The following is a 15758-nucleotide window of genomic DNA, read 5'->3' on the forward strand; positions in this document are numbered from 1 at the left end:
AATATAGTTTTTTACGGCAGGTGAAAAAGAAACGCCCCGGGAAAACAGGGGGCGTTTGATACCTTTAGCGCACTGGCTAAAACCCTATAAAAGGGTAATGATTTTTTTTGAATCAATCCCGTAATTTTGCAGGATTTCAAGAGATTTCCGAATGCTTTTTTCATCAAGGTTGGCGATGATGATTTTGTCGAATTTCGTATGGGGAATTTCGTTGATGCATTGAACCTGCAAACCCTGGGTTTGGTAGATTTCAGCATCTCTGTCGAACCAGCCGGTGATGGGGGCAATTTTCTTGGATGCGTAGATGGAGTAAATGTTTTGGCCGACAATACCGCCTCCGAAAATGGCGACACGGTCGGTGTGGGCGGCATCGAAAATTTGGTTTCTAGGAGAAGTTTCCTTTTCGCCGTAACGAATGATTCTGAGACTATCGATGTAACGATCGATTTGTTCCCTTAGCTTGTATTCGGCGGGAGCGTCTTTCAGGGATTCCACAAGGTAGTTGTTTAACCAAGCCACCTTTTCTTTTTCCTTTTCCAGGGAGTCCATGCTCTTCAACATGGAAAAAGCTTTCTGATAATAGTGATAGCTGGTGTTGTCACTGATGTAAAGCGTACTGGCCTTGAGCAGCACGGAGAACACGACGGAAGTGTCTTCGCCAACGGAAATGCGTGGGTCTACCGCCATTTGGCTTTCAAAAAGCAATTCCTTTTTGAATAGTTTGTTCCAAACGTAGGAACAGATGCCAAAATAGAAATAGGGGCCTGCACAAATCATTCTCGGATAGACTTCCGCGATCATTTTCTGCTTATCGTAAAAGCCTGCGGGAATTGCGTTTGAATGCTTGTCGGAAATGTCCCCAATGTCCTTGGAAAAACCTGCGGCAACAACATCCGCGTTGTGCTTCTGCTGACAATCAACAAGGCTTTGAATGAAGTCTTCTTCAATCCAGTCATCGCCATCTACGTAGGAGATAAAACGGCCGCTAGATTTTTCAAGACCGCTTTTGCGGGCGTTGACAAGGCCCCCGTTTTTCTTGTGGATGACTACTACGCGGTTGTCCTTGCTTGCGAATTCGTCGCAGATGACGCCGCAGTTGTCCGGAGATCCGTCATCAACGAGGATTACTTCAATGTCCTTGTAGGTTTGCGCTAAAATGCTTGAAACGCATTTGCGCAATTCCGCTTCCACATTGTAGATGGGGACGATGATGCTTACGGTTGCCATGAGTTTAGATCAGCTCTCCACCGTTGACTTTGAATTCTGTGGCTGTAACCATGGAGGAAACATCACTGAGTAGATAAATCATGGCGGGGACAAGGTCTGTGGTTTCGGTCATTCTACCCATGGGAATGGCCTTGGCTGCTTCTGCGTGGAGTTCTTCGACAGTCATGCCTTGAGACTTGCGCAAAGCCAGTTCGCCATCGGTAGGAGTCCAGCCCATGACCAGGTAGTTACAACGGATATTGTCTTCGGCGTAGTGTTTCCCGATGTGGTTGGAAAGTGTGTAAAGGGCTCCTTTGGCGCAGGCGTATGCGGTACGGTCCTTGTTTCCGCGGGTATGGTGCGTGGAACCTACTAGAACAATGGATCCGCCATTTGACTTCTGCATCAGCTTGACTGCTTCCTGGCTGCAGAAGAAGGCTGCCTTGATGTCGATGTCAAAGACATCGTCGAAAAGTTCCTCAGTGCATTCTGTGAGAGATGCTGCAGGGGTGATGCCTGCGTAATTTACGAAACCATCCAGTTTTTTGTAGTTGTCGGCGACGTAGGCGAAAAGTTCACGGATAGATTGCACACTATGCAAATCTGTCTTCTTGAATTCAATGGAACCAGGCAAATTCTTTGCCGCATCAATAATGCTTGAGGCACTGTTTTCGTCACGGCCAGAAATGATCACGGTGGCACCGTCTGCGGCGCATTGCAATGCCAACTGCTTGCCTACACCTTTTGTACCGCCCGAAATGACAATGACTTTTTTGTTCAGCGAAATTTCCATGGCTTCTCCTACATGGCGCTCAACAGAGACGGCAAAATCATGCTTTCGCCTTGAACATCTGTCACGGCAAGATGGTTTTCAAAATCCTTGAGGATTGCTGCAAGTTCTGCCTTGCTATCGCAGTGCATGAAAATGCGGAGGAAAACTTGACGTTCCGTACCCTGCATGGCCTGGGTGACTTCGTCGCCCACTTCAAAACGATCAATGATAAAGTCCACAGAGGGGTGGCTCTTTACAAAATCCAGGCCCTTGATGTCTGCAATCTTTCCGTTCTTAAGGAGAAACCATACGACGGCAGCACTTTTGCCATGCATGTGTGCATCGTTCTTGGCTTCAAAATTTCCGCCAGTAGTTTCAACGCAGTTCATGGAACCTGTAAGAGCGAAGTTCACCAGCATCTTTCTCTGGTCAAATTCGTTCATGTACTTGAGAATCAGGTGGAATCCACCGCCTTGGAGACGGAAGCCCGGGTCGTAAACATAGAAGTGTCCGTCTTCCACAAATGCGGAAACATAGAGAACACCGTTCTTCAGACCCAGTTCATTGAACATCTTCACATATTTTGGATGTTCGTTCTTTACAAATTCATTGTAGTACTTGGAAACAAAAACGTCGCCTACGCAGATCGGGGTGGCGCTGGAGTTTGTTCGCAATGTGTAACGATCAGAAAGGCTGGACAGGTACACCTTGCCATCAACGATGGTGTAATAGATGCTCAAATCATCGCATTCCATGTAGCGTTCAATGAGGACGGTCTGGGTGCGGGATTCCTTCTTTGCGCGTTCAATGCAGTCATCCAATTCTTCACGCTTGCGGCAAAGAGTGATGCCCTTGCCGGAGTTACTGTCTGCGGGCTTTACAATTACAGGGAACTTGATTGTGTCCTTGTTGTCTGCGGAGTATTCAGGAATACCCTCGATGCCGAATCGCTTGCAGGTTTCCTTAAAGTGACGCTTGTTGGTGAACGCCTTTACGGTATCTTCGTTGCCGTAGCAGGGAACGCCTAGGCGTGCGCAAAGTTTCTGGTAGGGGGCGATCAGGGGATCGGCAACGCCAACAAGAACACCGTCCACCTTTTCCTTCACTGCCATTTCGTAGAGGGCGTCGACATTCATGGCGTCGATGTTGTAGCTGATGTCAGATACTCTCTTTGCTGGCGCCTGAGGGTCGTAATCGGTAACGATGGTGGTTACGCCCATTTCCTGGGCAATCCTCACGATGTTGGCTGTTTCGGGATTTGCACCCAGGATAAGAAGCTTTTTTCCCTTGAACATTTTACGCACCCTTTGTGATTTTACTTGGCTGCAATTACGTTGATGATCTTCTCTACTTCTTCGTTCTTAAGGTCTGCGTACATAGGCAGGCAAAGAACCTGGTCGGCCAGCTTGTGGGCAATGGGGAGGTTCTTGGGGTTTGCGGATTCCAGACCCTTGTAGGCGGAGAAGGTGCTAATCAGCGGGTAGAAGTAGCGACGGCCGAAAATGTTGTATTCCTTCAACTTTTCGTAAAGGGCATCGCGGCTCATGCTGTATTCTTCGCTAATGAAGATGGGGAAGTAGGAATAGTTGTGCTGGACGCCTTCGATATCCTCGAGATAGCGGATTCCAGCCACGTCCTTGAGGCCTGCGCGGTAAAGGTCTGCCACGCGCTTGCGGTTGGCAATGGCGCTGTCTACCTGCTTCAGATTCAAGAGGCCGTAGGCGGAACGGATTTCATCCATCTTGCTGTTGATGCCGGGGGCAACAACGGTAGTTTCGTTGGCGAAACCGAAATTCTTCAGGTAGTCGATTCTCTTCTTGGTAACTTCGTCGTGGCAAATCAGGGCACCACCTTCCACGGTGTTGTACACCTTGGTGGCATGGAAACTGAGGGTGCTCATGTCGCCAGCCTTCAGTACGGATTCACCGTTCACCTTGACGCCGAAGGCGTGGGCTGCATCGTAAATAATCTTGAGGCCATAGATGTCGGCAATTTCCTGGATTCGCTTCATGTTGCAGGGGGTGCCGTAAACATGTACCGGCATAATGGCTGTGGTATGCGGAGTGATTGCAGCCTCAATCTTTTCGGGATCGATGTTGCCGGTCTTTTCATCTACGTCCACAAATACGGGCTTAAGACCGTTCCACCAGATAGAGTGAGTGGTGGCTACAAAACTGTATGGAGTGGTAATGACTTCTCCGGTAATCTTCATTGCCTGTAACGCGGTAATGAGGGGGAGAGTTCCGTTGGTGAACAGACTGAGGTATTTTACGCCAAGGTAGTCGGCCAGAGCCTTTTCCAGTTCTTCGTGGTAGTGACCATTGTTAGTGAGCCACTTGCGATTCCAGATATCGTCCAGCATGGCCTTGAATTCGTTCAAGTCCGGAAGCAGGGGAGAAGTAACGGTAATCTTTTTGTTTTCACTCATAGCGTTTAATTTACAATTTGTTTTTCTTTCTGTTCAAAAGTTCCAACAGTTCGTTTACGGTTCCCCTGTTGAATATCCAGTTGCTCAATGCGTAGTAGGCAATACCTGCGGTAATGCCTAAACCAAGTTGAACGGCGTACTGTTTTTCGGGAAGAACCTTAGTGACTCCCAGGCAGATTGCGCCCATGATCAGGGAGTTCAAAAGGGTGGGAACATACATCTTGAGCTGCGGTACAAGCCCTGCGTTCAACAGTTTTCCGGAATAGTAGGTGTTTACCACCAGGCCGAAGCAGGCGTTGAACCACTGGCCAAAACACATGGCGATAATGCCGTAGGGAAGTGTCACACAGAGAACGGTGATGCCCACAATCTTCTTGATGATTTCAAGTTTCAGGAATAGGTCGGATCGGCCCATGACCTGCAGAACGTTCAAGTTGATGGAATGCACCGGATACCACATCTGGGCAAAGCAGATAATCTGGAGAATTAGGATGGCGTCTACCCACTTTTCCGTAAGCACCAGAAGGATAAACGGCTTTGCCAGGGCGGCAAGTCCAATCATCATGGGGAAAACCACTAGCGTCGCCATGTTCAGGAATTTCAGATAACCTGTACGCAGCTTTTCGTGGTCATCCTGGATTTTGCTCAGAACGGGGAAGGTTACCCTCTGGAAAATACCTGTGATGTTGGAAGAAGGGAAGTTTGCAAAATGGGCTGCTCTGCTGAAGTTTCCCAGGGTTGCTGCCGAGAAGACCTTGCCCACAATAAGGTCGTACACGTTGTCGTAAACAGTGTTCAGTAATCCGGAGGCCAAAAGCTTGGAACCGAAGCCGAACATATTCTTGAAGGAGGTCTTGTTGAAGAAACTCCTGGGACGCCAGCGAACAAGAATCCAGAAGAGAACCACTCGGGTGGATGTGGTGACCATCTGTTGGACCACCAGGGACCACACTCCAAGGCCGTTGTAGGCGCAGATGAGACCCGCGGTACCGCCCACCAGGGCGCCCGACAGGGAAACCTTAGCCAGCGTCTTAAAATTCAGGTCGATGGTTAGGTTCAATCGCTGGATGGAACCGAAGGCCTGGATAATTAGATTGATTGCCAATACCCGAAGGATATCGGAAAGCTGTGGCATGTTGTAGAAGTCTGCCACGAATGGTGCTGCCAGGAAAATGATTCCGTAGCAGGCTGCAGCCATGAAAATATTGAAGAAGAAAACTGTCGCTTTGTCGCTTTCGTTGCGATCCGGCTTGCGTATAAGGGCGTTGCCGAAACCGCTGTCAATGAACGTCTGACTCACCGCCATAAAGATGGTGAGCATGGCAATCATGCCATAGTCATTGGGGGTTAGAAGTCTTGCCAGGAGAATACCGAACAAGAACTGGACGCCCTGGGTAGAGAACCTTTCTACAGCGCTCCAGATAACACCCTTGAATGTTTTTTGCTTCAAAGACATACTTCTAGTAAATGTAGAATCTTTAGCCTCGAACCATTGCTGCGATTTGATTTCGGGCTATGTCTTTTGCCCTTTTGCAATTTGTACGGTAATAAAAAAAAGTCCCTCATAAGAGGAACTTTTTTTTCAAAAACTTATTTCTTGGAAGTTTCCAAATCTTTCTTGATTTGAGTGGTGCTGATTTCAGGAGTGCGTTCCAAATATACCACTTCGCAATCTTCTTTAAGAAAATCAAACTTGCCCTTCCAGTCGTCGCCCATAACGAAGGTGTCAACATGGTATTCCTTGACGTCGGTCTTCTTCTGGTCCCAGGTTTCTTCCGGGATGACAAGATCCACATAGCGGACTGCTTCCAAGAGCTGCTTGCGCTTTTCGTAGCTGAAGTAGCACTTCTTTTGCTTTTGGTTCCAGTTGAATTCATCGGTAGACAGAGCTACAATCAAATAGTCTCCCAAAGCCTTGGCGCGCTTCAGCAGATTAATGTGACCGTAATGCAATAAATCAAAGGTTCCGTATGTGATAATCTTTTTCATGATGTGTAAAATATAGAAAAAAGTTATTTGTCTACGTTTTCTTCTAGCCAATCATAGCGCTTTTTAATCCATGTCTTCAATGAATTTGCTGCGTCCTCGTATGTTTCGTAGGCTTCGACAAAGGGCCAGTAGTCGTCTGTTCCAAGAACGGGCCAGCGTTTGAATTCGTTTTTTGCAGCCTTGCCTAGCTTGGACACCATGGTGTCGATGGAGTCGGGTAACGCGGCGAAATGTTTCTTATTTGTTTCCCAATATTCCTGAACAGCCTTCTTGAAATTACTGTTCTTGAAAGGGAAACGGTACCAACCGTAATTTCGGACGTACCATCCTTCATGGGTTTTCATTTCTGAACTTGTTAATCCATACCCTAAGTCAAAATCCCATACGGGACCCATCTTGATGACGTCCCCTTTTTCCCATGTAAAGTAGATACTTCTGCGGAATGCTCCGTCCAGGTTCTTTGTAAATTCCTGGATTGTGTAGTAACGGATGAAGTCTTCTACGTCAATCCACTTGGCGAGAGAGTCCATGTTATAGACCCCCTTACCCTTCAGGAAATTTTCAAAGTCGTTGAAATGGTCCTGCACTAGCTTAATGGACTGGTCGCTGGGATTTTTTGGTGAATTTATCTGAAATATGTAGCCAAGCTGGGTGATGAATATGCGCGGATTCGTACTGATATAGCCGTTGATATTGTCCGGAGCATCCTCGTCCATTTCCACGCCCGTCGTGGTTGCCGATGTTTTTTCAACTAAAAAGCTGGAGTCATTTTCCGGAATGTTGATTCTGTTCTTGGAAACCTTCATGTGCTCTACCAACTGGTAGACTCCTATATATTCCCGATTCAGGAAAACTTCCACAAAACAACTTCGTGGTGAGTATTCGTCGCCAAGGGCGTCTGCCAACTGATAGGTGATGTAGTTTCGAAGAAAGCTTTTGTCCCTTTGATTGGAAATCAAATCCCAGTCGCGGTTCTTGGGCATGCCGAGAATCTTTTCCTTGTTCTCGAATTCAAGTTTGATTCCATGCTTGGCGAAGACAAAGGATGAATTTCCGCGGCCTTTTACGGTAAGGTCCATGATTTCGGTTTCGGGGGATTTTTCGCCGTAAATCTGGAGTCTGGCAGGAATCTTTGTTTCGCGGTCGTAAATCTGCCTGAAGTTCTCGGTTTCGATTACGATTCGGGGGAGGCCGCTGTAGGGGTATTCGGAATCGTCTAGCGGCAGGTAGTCCATGCTTTCGCTATTTTCGTTCCACACGCAGGAACAAAGCAAATTGCAAAGGATGATAATCAAAAGGAAACGCCGCATATTGAAAACTTAGAAAAATGTGGAATTAGTCCAATCGGCGCACTGTGTGTATTGGCGAAAATTTTTAACTTGTGGTTTATAGTAATGAACATTCGCGGATGCAAAAATCGAAAGGACTCCATTTGGAGCAGTCTTTGCGTTAGGACTACGCTTTGCCTAGTTCTTTTTTTTGCGTTATTTTCGCAAGCTCGAGAAAATGTTTGGACAATTCGTTCTCCCCAAACTTTTGCGTCTATCAGCTGGCTAGGGGAACTTTTAGACGACGTGTACAGTACGGATGTAGGTTTGTCCGTGGAATATGCTCCCTGCAATTGTTTTTCTGTTTACGCCGACGCCTCCTATCGTTTTTTGAGCTATGAATTTGATACAATGCTCCATGACCAACGTCATGAACTTGTGGATCTTCAGGTCAACGGTTTTAATGAATCCTACTTTGGGGCGAAGGTTATGCCATTCCCCTACTTCGGTGTGGATTTGGGTTGGAGAATTCCTCCTGCTGGCGGATCCCAGACGAACCGATTTCATCGCTTGAAGATATCGCCTATGGGGCTTTATCCCTTGTCAAAAAGAATGGACTTGGGAGTGGCCCTGGAGTATTTCTCCTTCCTTGAAAAAAATGAATTCCAGCCTGGGGATGAGCTGGGCTTGAAGGGGTCGATTTCTTGGCGACTTGCTTGGGACGAAGTTTCCCGTCGAGGTTGGAAGATTGATTATGTTTTCCTGTATCGCATGCGTTTGCAGGAATCAGAAAATTACGCTTTAAGCAAACCCTACCGTAAAATGGATGATCAGTATCGCGGGCTAAGGTTGCGTTTGGACGGAGCTTATTATTTTAACTTGATGAAGTATTCCCTGGGAACGGCCTTGTTTTACGAAATGAATCGTGGAAACCTGTTTGGCTTGGAAACGGGACATACTTTGGGTCTATACGTGAAATGGCTTTTGAATTAGGACGGGAGAGGATAGAAGATGAACTTTAAAAGAAAAAAGATTCCTGGATGCACGGCTCTGGTTTGCTCGGCCGTTTCCGTTTTGGCTGTATCTGCTTTTGCCTATCTCCCCGGTGAATCCAATTTTACTTCATTGGAAGGTGCTCACGGTATTTGGGGCAACCCGGCTGGCCTTGCGGCTTTTGATTCCAAAGGAGCCTTGGTTTCCTACGACTACAATGATGGCATTTCAGATATTAGAATCGGTGGAAATCTGGAGCATTGGGCTGCAGGTTTTGATTACAAGGTAGGTGAGGGTAATCTCGACGAATCCCGCTGGAATTTGACGTATTCCAATGACCTTTTTAGCAGACGCTTGTTCTGGGGTGCCCGTTTTGGCGCTTTAAGAAGTGCAGACTTTGACGGCACTGAATGGAATGCTTCCCTGGGTCTTATCTATCGCCCCCTGAAGTTTTTGTCCTTGGGCTATTCTTGCGATAACTTGCTTTACATGGGGCCCAAAGCTCCGAGCCGAGTCCAAAATGCAGGCTTGACTTTTAGGCTCGGAAATGCATTTAGCCTTAGTTACGATGTTGAAAACTTTGAAGATCACCGTTTGCTTTTGGAACTTGAAGCTTACGGATTCCGAGGTGGATTGCAGATTCCTCTCTATGGAAAGGATGAATTTAGATTCACTTTGTCTACGAATCTTGGAGCCTACGGCAATGCCGCCCTGCATGTGTATGACGATTTGCTGCCCAAGGGTGGTGTACTTAGTTTCCATACTTCCAGAGATCCTAAGACCAACAGATCTGCGCAAATTATAAGAGTGCCTTTGGATATGCAGGTTTCTGATTCGGAAGTTCCGTTCTCTCCGTTTAAGAAATCTTCTACAAGCATTTGGAAAATCCGTAATCTGTTTGAACACATGTATCGAGATCCGTCTTGTGGTCTTGTTATTCTTGATTTCTCTGGTTATAAGGGAAACGTTGGAATCTCGAATGAAATCAATCGTTCTGTATTGAAAATGCGGGCTAGAGGGAGCAAGGTTGTTGCTTACCTGGATGATGTCCGTCCCTCTGTATTGATTGCCGCAGCAAACGCAGACCGCATTGTGGTTGAACCTTCGGCCCACTTGAATTGGCGAGGCCTAGGCGGTAATAGACTTTACTACAAGGGCTTCTTTGACAAGATTGGTGTCAAGGTGGAATTCCTTCGCCATGGGAAGTTTAAGTCTGCTGTAGAACCTTACGTTGCCGATTCCATGTCTGTGGAATCCAGAGCCAATATGGATTCCTTGTATAAGGATATGTGGGATGTCCTTGAGGTTTTGGTCGCTGATGGAAAATCTGGTCAAGGAAAGGATCAGAATGAATTGGTCGCAAACCTTCGTTCCCTAGTTTCTAAGCCTGTTGTGACGGCGAAGACTGCCCAGAAGGTTGGTCTGGTTGATACGTTATTATACATAGACCAAATTCCGGCTTATGCACTTAAGACATTCTATGGCTTGGATGCTCCCCACGCTCGTTATAGAACCTGGCGTCCTATGGATAAGAAAATTTTTGACGAAAGTTGGGCTCCCCGAACTTCTATTGCGGTACTGAATATTGATGGTACGATTGATGGTCAAATGGAACGTTCCGTCATGAATTCTATTCGTAACTTGTCCTCGACAGGAGCCAAGGCGCTTCTGGTTCGCGTATCTTCTCCGGGTGGAAATGCAATTGCTTCCGACAAGATTTGGGCAGCCCTTCGCAATGTTAGCGAGCAGGGAACTCCCGTCGTAGCAAGTATTGGATCGATGGGCGCCTCGGGCGGCTTCTATATTGCTTGCGGTGCAGACCATATTGTTTCTGAACCGATGTCGATTGTAGGCAGCATTGGCATTTACGGCGGCAAGATTGATGTTTCTGGTCTCCTGTCTAAATTGGGTGTTCGCGCAGAACCTGTAAAGTCTCATGACTACGCTGATGCGGAAACATTTGCAAGACCTTGGACCGACGAAGAAAAGGCGGCTCTGCAGGAATATATGGATGACTTCTATGAACGCTTTACAGGTGTGGTTTCCAAGGCTACCGGTGTTCCTCAAGCTACTGTTGATTCCTCCTATGGTGGCGGCCGCGTAATGGTTGGCTATAAAGCTTTCCAGGCTGGTTTGGTACACCAGCTTGGCGGAATTGATGATGCAATTTCCTCTGCAAAACGTCTTGCTGGAATTGACGAGGGAACTGAAGTAGAATTGGTGTTCCTGAATGCAGACAAATCCTATGTGATGCCGAATTCTAGTCCGAAGGCCTTGGTGGATTTCGTGACGGAAATGGAAAAAACTCAGCTTTGGGCTGTGGAACCCAGCCTTTGGAGTGCTGAATAATGTTTTATATCGTGCTGACTGTTCTAGGTTGTCTTTCTATTTCCGCTTTTTGCTCGGTGACGGAAGCTTCCTTCTATAGTGTGACTCCTGCGACCATCGAATCTTTGCAGAAGCAGAAAAAGTTTACGGCCAAGTACATGGCCCATGTGAAGGAAAATATTGACCGTTACATCGCTTCTGTGCTTGTGGTGAACACTATCGCGAATACGGTGGGTGCTTCTCTCGCGACAGCTCTTGCGGTAAAGAACTTGCCGCCTGCGGGACAAGTAGCACTCCCAATTATTCTTACAATCTTGATCTTGCTGTTTGGCGAAATCACCCCGAAGACGCTTGGCGTCAAGCAGGCCAAGGTTGTGGCTCCCCTCGTTTCTGTGGCGTTCTACTATATAACTAAGGTGCTTTCTTGCACAGGATTGATTTGGCTTTGCCTTACCCTCACAAAGCATTGGACTCATGAAAGTGAAGAAAAGAAGGACGTGAGTATTGATGACATCAACAGCCTTGTAAGCCTCGGCCTTCGTGAAGATGTGATTGACCGACAACAGTCTGTGGTCATCAAGAATATTCTGGCCTTAAAATCTGTTCCTGTGCGCAAGGTGATGACCCCGCGTCAGGTGGTGTTTACTCTCGGTGCCGACAAGACCATTGGTGAAACCCTTGACGAACGCGGAAACTGGCCTTTCTCCCGTGTCCCGCTGTACGACAAGAATAAGGACAACTGGGTGGGTATCGTTCTCCGTCGTGATGCGTACAACAAGTTGGCTGAGGGCAAGCGTGATGTGAAGCTTCGTCAGATGATGCGCCCCCTGCTGCTGATTCCGGATTCCTTGACTTTGGACAAGTTGCTTCTCCGTTTCCTTAAGCAGCGTGGCCATATTGTCGGTGTTGTTGACGAATGGGGCGCTATTGCCGGCGTCGTCAGCTTGGAAGACGTTCTTGAAGAAATCCTTGGCCGTGAAATTGTGGACGAGTACGACGAGTCTGTGGACCTTCAGGAATCCGCCCGCCGCCGCTCCAAGGCACTCGCCTCCATGCGCGAGCAGAAGCGCCTCGTGAATTCCAAGGAAAGCGCTCTCTTGAGTAAAACCTCTATTATGCCTTCCGTTTCCCGCGAAAAAGAAAAGTAATTATGACGGAAACAAAATCCAATTTTTCCTATAAAAGTACCAAGGGCTATTTCCCGGCCATCGATGGCCTTCGCTTGTTGGCTTCCTTGAATATTGTCTTTTTGCACTTGGCCTCCTCCAGCGCATTTGGCTATGCGGCGAAATACACCTGGTTAAAACCTATTGTAAGCGGTCCCGCCTTTTCTGCTGGCCTATTCTTTGTGCTGGCGGGATTTTTGTTTGCTAGCAAGTTTAGCGATCCTGACCGCCGCATTCCCGTGGTGCCCTTCATGTTCAGTAGAATTGCAAAACTTTATCGTTTGCATTTCATCTGCACAATGCTTATGTTTGTGGCCATGGTTTTCAAGTATTCCGGATTGACTGGGGTACCTGACAACTTGAGTGATATTGGAACGGGTTTTGTCAATGGGCTTCAGAATATGGCCCATCCCATTCGCACCCTTTTCTTGCACCTGACCCTTACCTGGTCTCTTGTTCCTGAATTGGGAATGAAATTGAATGAACCTTCCTGGGCTTTGACTGGGTTCTTTATTTGCTACGCATTTACTCCGGCTGCGGCAAAGTTCTTCTATAAAGTCAAGAACGTGAAAATCTTATGGCTTCTTTTTGCCCTCACGTTTATCCCGGGAATTATCCAGGGATTGATTTTTGGCTGCACTACGCTTTACTCTCCCGATTACGGCATCCGTTTCAGATTCTTCCACATGTTCCCTGCCATGCACGTGTGTGAATACTTCTTCGGCATGATCATTTTCCGCTTGTATCAGGAACGTCAATTTGCTTTCCTTGAAAAGAACTACGTTGCCGGAATTTGCCAGGCGGTTTTACTGGTTGCGCTCTATATTACATGTTATGCTGGACAGAACTGGGTGCATCACCAGGCAGCCTATTTTATCGTGCGCCACTCCATTCCTATTTTGATTAGCGGGCTCTTTATTATGAGTTTGATCCCGGCGAAGGGTTTCCTGGCAAGATTTTTCTGCGTGCCTATTGTACGTACCATTGGAAGGGCTTCCTTCTATCCGTACCTTTTGCACCTGCCGCTCATTACCATTGGTTGGGGTTTCACCAACATGAATTCCCCCCAGGCGACATTGGTTCTTATACTCTTCCTGTATACAGCAAGCCCCCTTTATTTGCATTTTAAAACGAAACGCAAAAAGGCTAAGATGGCTAAAATGGCGAACGGATAGAGAACAAAAAATAGTTTGTAAACACAGTGAAACATAAGGCGCGAAAGCGCCTTTTTTTATTTGAATTCGCCACTTTTTGTGAAAAATTTACGATACAAAAAAATATGCAACGGATTTATTACATAGCAAAGTATAGCGGATTTTGGGGTTTGGTTTTATATTTAGGTCGGTTTGAATTTTTTTCAAAAACTAAAGGGAATATATGAAGAATATTTTTAAAGTAATGCTTAGCGCAACTTTGCTCACTGCAGTTGCTGCTACTGCCGGAAAGTCCTCCTTTCCGCACAATTACAAGAGCCCCTATGGCTACACTGTTCCGTTTGCAACTACGGATGTAATTAAGGAACATTATAATATTTGGAAGGGTACTTGGTACGATGCCAACCAGGGCTGGATTCTTTCCCCTGAAGGTACTTGCTCTACCGTTTCTGAAGCAATCGCTTACGGTATGTTGATTACCGTGTACATGGATGATGAAACCATGTTCAAGAAGCTGTACAATACTTGGAAGACCAATAACGCTTCTGCCGATGGTCTCGGTGGTATGCATTGGCGTATCGGTTGCAGCGGTGGTACCGGTTCTGCAACTGACTCCGATATCGATGCTGCTCTCGCTTTGGTCCAGGCTTCCGCTCAGTGGAGCAACACCCAGTATCTTTCTGACGCTAAGACCATGATCAACTGGATTGAAAATAACGATTTCAACGGTACCCAGTTGAAGCCGGGTAGCGCTTGGAACGACGCTTTCAACCCCAGCTATGCAGGTCTTGCTAACTTCAAGCTGTTTGAAAAGGTTACCGGTAAGTCCTCTTGGGCAACTCATCGTTCTGATGTTGCCAAGGATTTGCTTGCTTGCCAGAACTCCAAGACTGGTCTCGTTGCTGACTGGTGCTCTTGGGGCTCCCATCAGCCCACCAAGACTTCCGCATCTGTGGCCCAGTCCGAAGATGCAGGTTTCTTTGATGACGCTGCACGTACTCCGTGGCGCACCGCTTGGGCTTACTACTGGTACGGTGACAGCGATGCATTGAGCTTCAACAAGAAGATTTCTAGCTGGCTCATGCCGGCTACCATGACCGCTTCTGGTATCAATTCCGGTTACTATGTAAATGGTGAAGCAGAATTGAGCGATAAGCGTCGCTTCGTTTCCTCCACCTTCTCTGGTGGCCTTGGTCTTGCAACGTCCTCTTTGGCTGATGATCAGACTGCCAAAAACTACATGGAAACCGTTTACAAGACTCTCGCTAGCCTCACTAGCTGTAAGAGCGCTGCAAACTGCGGTACTACCGATGGTGGCGAAAAGTACTATCCCTCTACTTTGAACCTCCTGTACCTCTTGCTCATGACCGGTAACATGCCGAACCTCTATGATATGACTGGCTTCGAAAAGTTCACTCCGGATCCGAGCCTCATGCGTTCTTCTGACAGCGGTGTTGACGGTGTTCAGCAGACTCGTGGCGATACCACCGTTGGTGTTTCCGGTTTCTGGAACTGGGGTGCATATCATGATAAGTATGTCGAATGCAAGACTAAGATGTCTCCGGACTCTGGTTCTTCTCCGTTGTTCGCACGTGATGGCGCAATCTATGCTGACGCTGTGATGGAAATCGGTCCGGAACCGACTTGGACTGCTGAAGCTGCTGCTGCTGGTACTTTGAAGTATCCTTCTGCAGGTATCGCAATGTCCTTCAACAAGGCTGAAACTGGTGTGGATCTTTCTGCTCTCGGCATCAAGTACCTCCGCATTACTGCCAAGACTGAAGGCCCCATCCGCTTCGCAATCTTGAACGAAGCTACTGCTGAAGCTGGTGCAGAACCGGGCATGTTCATTCCGAACACTGCAGACTATACTGCTATCACTTATGATCTGACTCCTTGCGACTATGGCTTCCTCGGCCGTGAAACTACCTGCAAGACTTCTAGCGATAGCTTGATTACCATCCTTAGCTGGGTCGACAAGAACGCTGCTCCGGAAGGTGTTGAAATCCTGAAGAAGGTCAAGGGCCTCAAGTTCGAAGTTAAGGATGCCAAGGGCGGTTACGGTGCGCTTTCCGTGAAGGCTATTGAATTCCTTGATGGTAGCAAGCAGGTTGTTGATCCTGCAAAGATTGTTGGCTTTGCTGTGACTGGCACCGGTTCTAACGGTAACGGTAACGGCAACGGTAATGGCAGTGGTACTGATGCTATCGCAGCTGCAAGTCAGCTCAGCATGGCTAAGATTACCGCTTCCGGCATGAACATCACTGTGAGCGGCGCCCAGGCTGGTGCTGATATCGCTGTGTTCAACATGCAGGGTAAGGCAATTGCTTCTACCAAGGCATTCTTCGGCATGGATCAGACCATCACTGTTCCGAACAAGGGCGTCTACATGGTCCGCGTCGGTAACAAGATGAGCAAGATTGCTGTGAAGTAATGTCATTGCGAGGCCGATGG

At 47.4% G+C, this 15758-nt stretch carries 12 protein-coding genes; 5 read left to right on the forward strand and 7 right to left on the reverse strand.

Going from position 1 to position 15758, the window contains the following annotated elements; genetic code table 11:
- Positions 1-84: 84 nt before the first annotated feature.
- The 7 genes from MJZ25_04465 to MJZ25_04495 all read right to left on the reverse strand — a co-directional run bounded on the left by MJZ25_04465 (position 85) and on the right by MJZ25_04495 (position 7705).
- On the reverse strand, positions 85-1227 hold the full coding sequence (locus MJZ25_04465; GenBank protein MCQ2123420.1) for a glycosyltransferase: 1143 nt from the start codon (positions 1225-1227) through the stop codon (positions 85-87).
- Between the two features lie 4 nt (positions 1228-1231).
- Complete coding sequence (locus MJZ25_04470) at positions 1232-1999, reverse strand: SDR family oxidoreductase (GenBank protein MCQ2123421.1); 768 nt, start codon at positions 1997-1999, stop codon at positions 1232-1234.
- Between the two features lie 8 nt (positions 2000-2007).
- Positions 2008-3273 (reverse strand): hypothetical protein, encoded by a 1266-nt coding sequence (locus MJZ25_04475; protein MCQ2123422.1) that lies wholly within the window; start codon positions 3271-3273, stop codon positions 2008-2010.
- 20 nt (positions 3274-3293) lie between these two features.
- Positions 3294-4406, reverse strand: a complete 1113-nt coding sequence (locus MJZ25_04480) for a DegT/DnrJ/EryC1/StrS family aminotransferase (protein ID MCQ2123423.1) — start codon at positions 4404-4406, stop codon at positions 3294-3296.
- A 10-nt stretch (positions 4407-4416) separates the two neighbouring features.
- Positions 4417-5862, reverse strand: a complete 1446-nt coding sequence (locus tag MJZ25_04485; GenBank protein ID MCQ2123424.1) for a lipopolysaccharide biosynthesis protein — start codon at positions 5860-5862, stop codon at positions 4417-4419.
- Positions 5863-5996: 134 nt separating this feature from the next.
- Positions 5997-6395: a glycerol-3-phosphate cytidylyltransferase gene (gene tagD / locus MJZ25_04490; protein MCQ2123425.1), complete on the reverse strand. Its 399-nt coding sequence runs from the start codon at positions 6393-6395 to the stop codon at positions 5997-5999.
- 23 nt (positions 6396-6418) lie between these two features.
- A complete protein-coding gene (locus MJZ25_04495; GenBank protein ID MCQ2123426.1) occupies positions 6419-7705 on the reverse strand; it encodes a CotH kinase family protein in 1287 nt (428 codons plus the stop codon).
- Positions 7706-7969: 264 nt separating this feature from the next.
- Between MJZ25_04495 and MJZ25_04500 the strand changes: the two genes are divergently transcribed.
- The 5 genes from MJZ25_04500 to MJZ25_04520 all read left to right on the forward strand — a co-directional run bounded on the left by MJZ25_04500 (position 7970) and on the right by MJZ25_04520 (position 15738).
- Positions 7970-8656 carry a hypothetical protein gene (locus MJZ25_04500; protein MCQ2123427.1) on the forward strand — a complete coding sequence of 229 codons (687 nt, stop codon included), beginning with the start codon at positions 7970-7972 and terminating at the stop codon, positions 8654-8656.
- An 18-nt stretch (positions 8657-8674) separates the two neighbouring features.
- Positions 8675-11005 (forward strand): signal peptide peptidase SppA, encoded by a 2331-nt coding sequence (gene sppA, locus MJZ25_04505; protein ID MCQ2123428.1) that lies wholly within the window; start codon positions 8675-8677, stop codon positions 11003-11005.
- Positions 11005-12132, forward strand: a complete 1128-nt coding sequence (locus MJZ25_04510; protein MCQ2123429.1) for a hemolysin family protein — start codon at positions 11005-11007, stop codon at positions 12130-12132. The genes sppA and MJZ25_04510 overlap by 1 nt, the downstream gene beginning before the upstream one ends.
- Before the next feature lie 2 nt (positions 12133-12134).
- Positions 12135-13325: an acyltransferase family protein gene (locus MJZ25_04515; protein MCQ2123430.1), complete on the forward strand. Its 1191-nt coding sequence runs from the start codon at positions 12135-12137 to the stop codon at positions 13323-13325.
- A gap of 223 nt (positions 13326-13548) precedes the next feature.
- On the forward strand, positions 13549-15738 hold the full coding sequence (locus MJZ25_04520) for a glycosyl hydrolase family 8 (GenBank protein MCQ2123431.1): 2190 nt from the start codon (positions 13549-13551) through the stop codon (positions 15736-15738).
- The last annotated feature ends 20 nt before the right edge of the window (positions 15739-15758 follow it).

Origin of the sequence: Fibrobacter sp. (genome assembly GCA_024399065.1) — a bacterium.
GTDB lineage: Bacteria > Fibrobacterota > Fibrobacteria > Fibrobacterales > Fibrobacteraceae > Fibrobacter.

Bases quoted from the DNA above. Each gene is read 5' to 3' on its own strand.
- MJZ25_04465 (MCQ2123420.1), bottom strand. From the start codon at position 1,227: ATGGCAACCGTAAGCATCATCGTCCCCATCTACAATGTGGAAGCGGAA.
- MJZ25_04470 (MCQ2123421.1), bottom strand. From the start codon at position 1,999: ATGGAAATTTCGCTGAACAAAAAAGTCATTGTCATTTCGGGCGGTACA.
- MJZ25_04475 (MCQ2123422.1), bottom strand. From the start codon at position 3,273: ATGTTCAAGGGAAAAAAGCTTCTTATCCTGGGTGCAAATCCCGAAACA.
- MJZ25_04480 (MCQ2123423.1), bottom strand. From the start codon at position 4,406: ATGAGTGAAAACAAAAAGATTACCGTTACTTCTCCCCTGCTTCCGGAC.
- MJZ25_04485 (MCQ2123424.1), bottom strand. From the start codon at position 5,862: ATGTCTTTGAAGCAAAAAACATTCAAGGGTGTTATCTGGAGCGCTGTA.
- tagD (MCQ2123425.1), bottom strand. From the start codon at position 6,395: ATGAAAAAGATTATCACATACGGAACCTTTGATTTATTGCATTACGGT.
- MJZ25_04495 (MCQ2123426.1), bottom strand. From the start codon at position 7,705: ATGCGGCGTTTCCTTTTGATTATCATCCTTTGCAATTTGCTTTGTTCC.
- sppA (MCQ2123428.1), top strand. From the start codon at position 8,675: ATGAACTTTAAAAGAAAAAAGATTCCTGGATGCACGGCTCTGGTTTGC.
- MJZ25_04510 (MCQ2123429.1), top strand. From the start codon at position 11,005: ATGTTTTATATCGTGCTGACTGTTCTAGGTTGTCTTTCTATTTCCGCT.
- MJZ25_04515 (MCQ2123430.1), top strand. From the start codon at position 12,135: ATGACGGAAACAAAATCCAATTTTTCCTATAAAAGTACCAAGGGCTAT.
- MJZ25_04520 (MCQ2123431.1), top strand. From the start codon at position 13,549: ATGCTTAGCGCAACTTTGCTCACTGCAGTTGCTGCTACTGCCGGAAAG.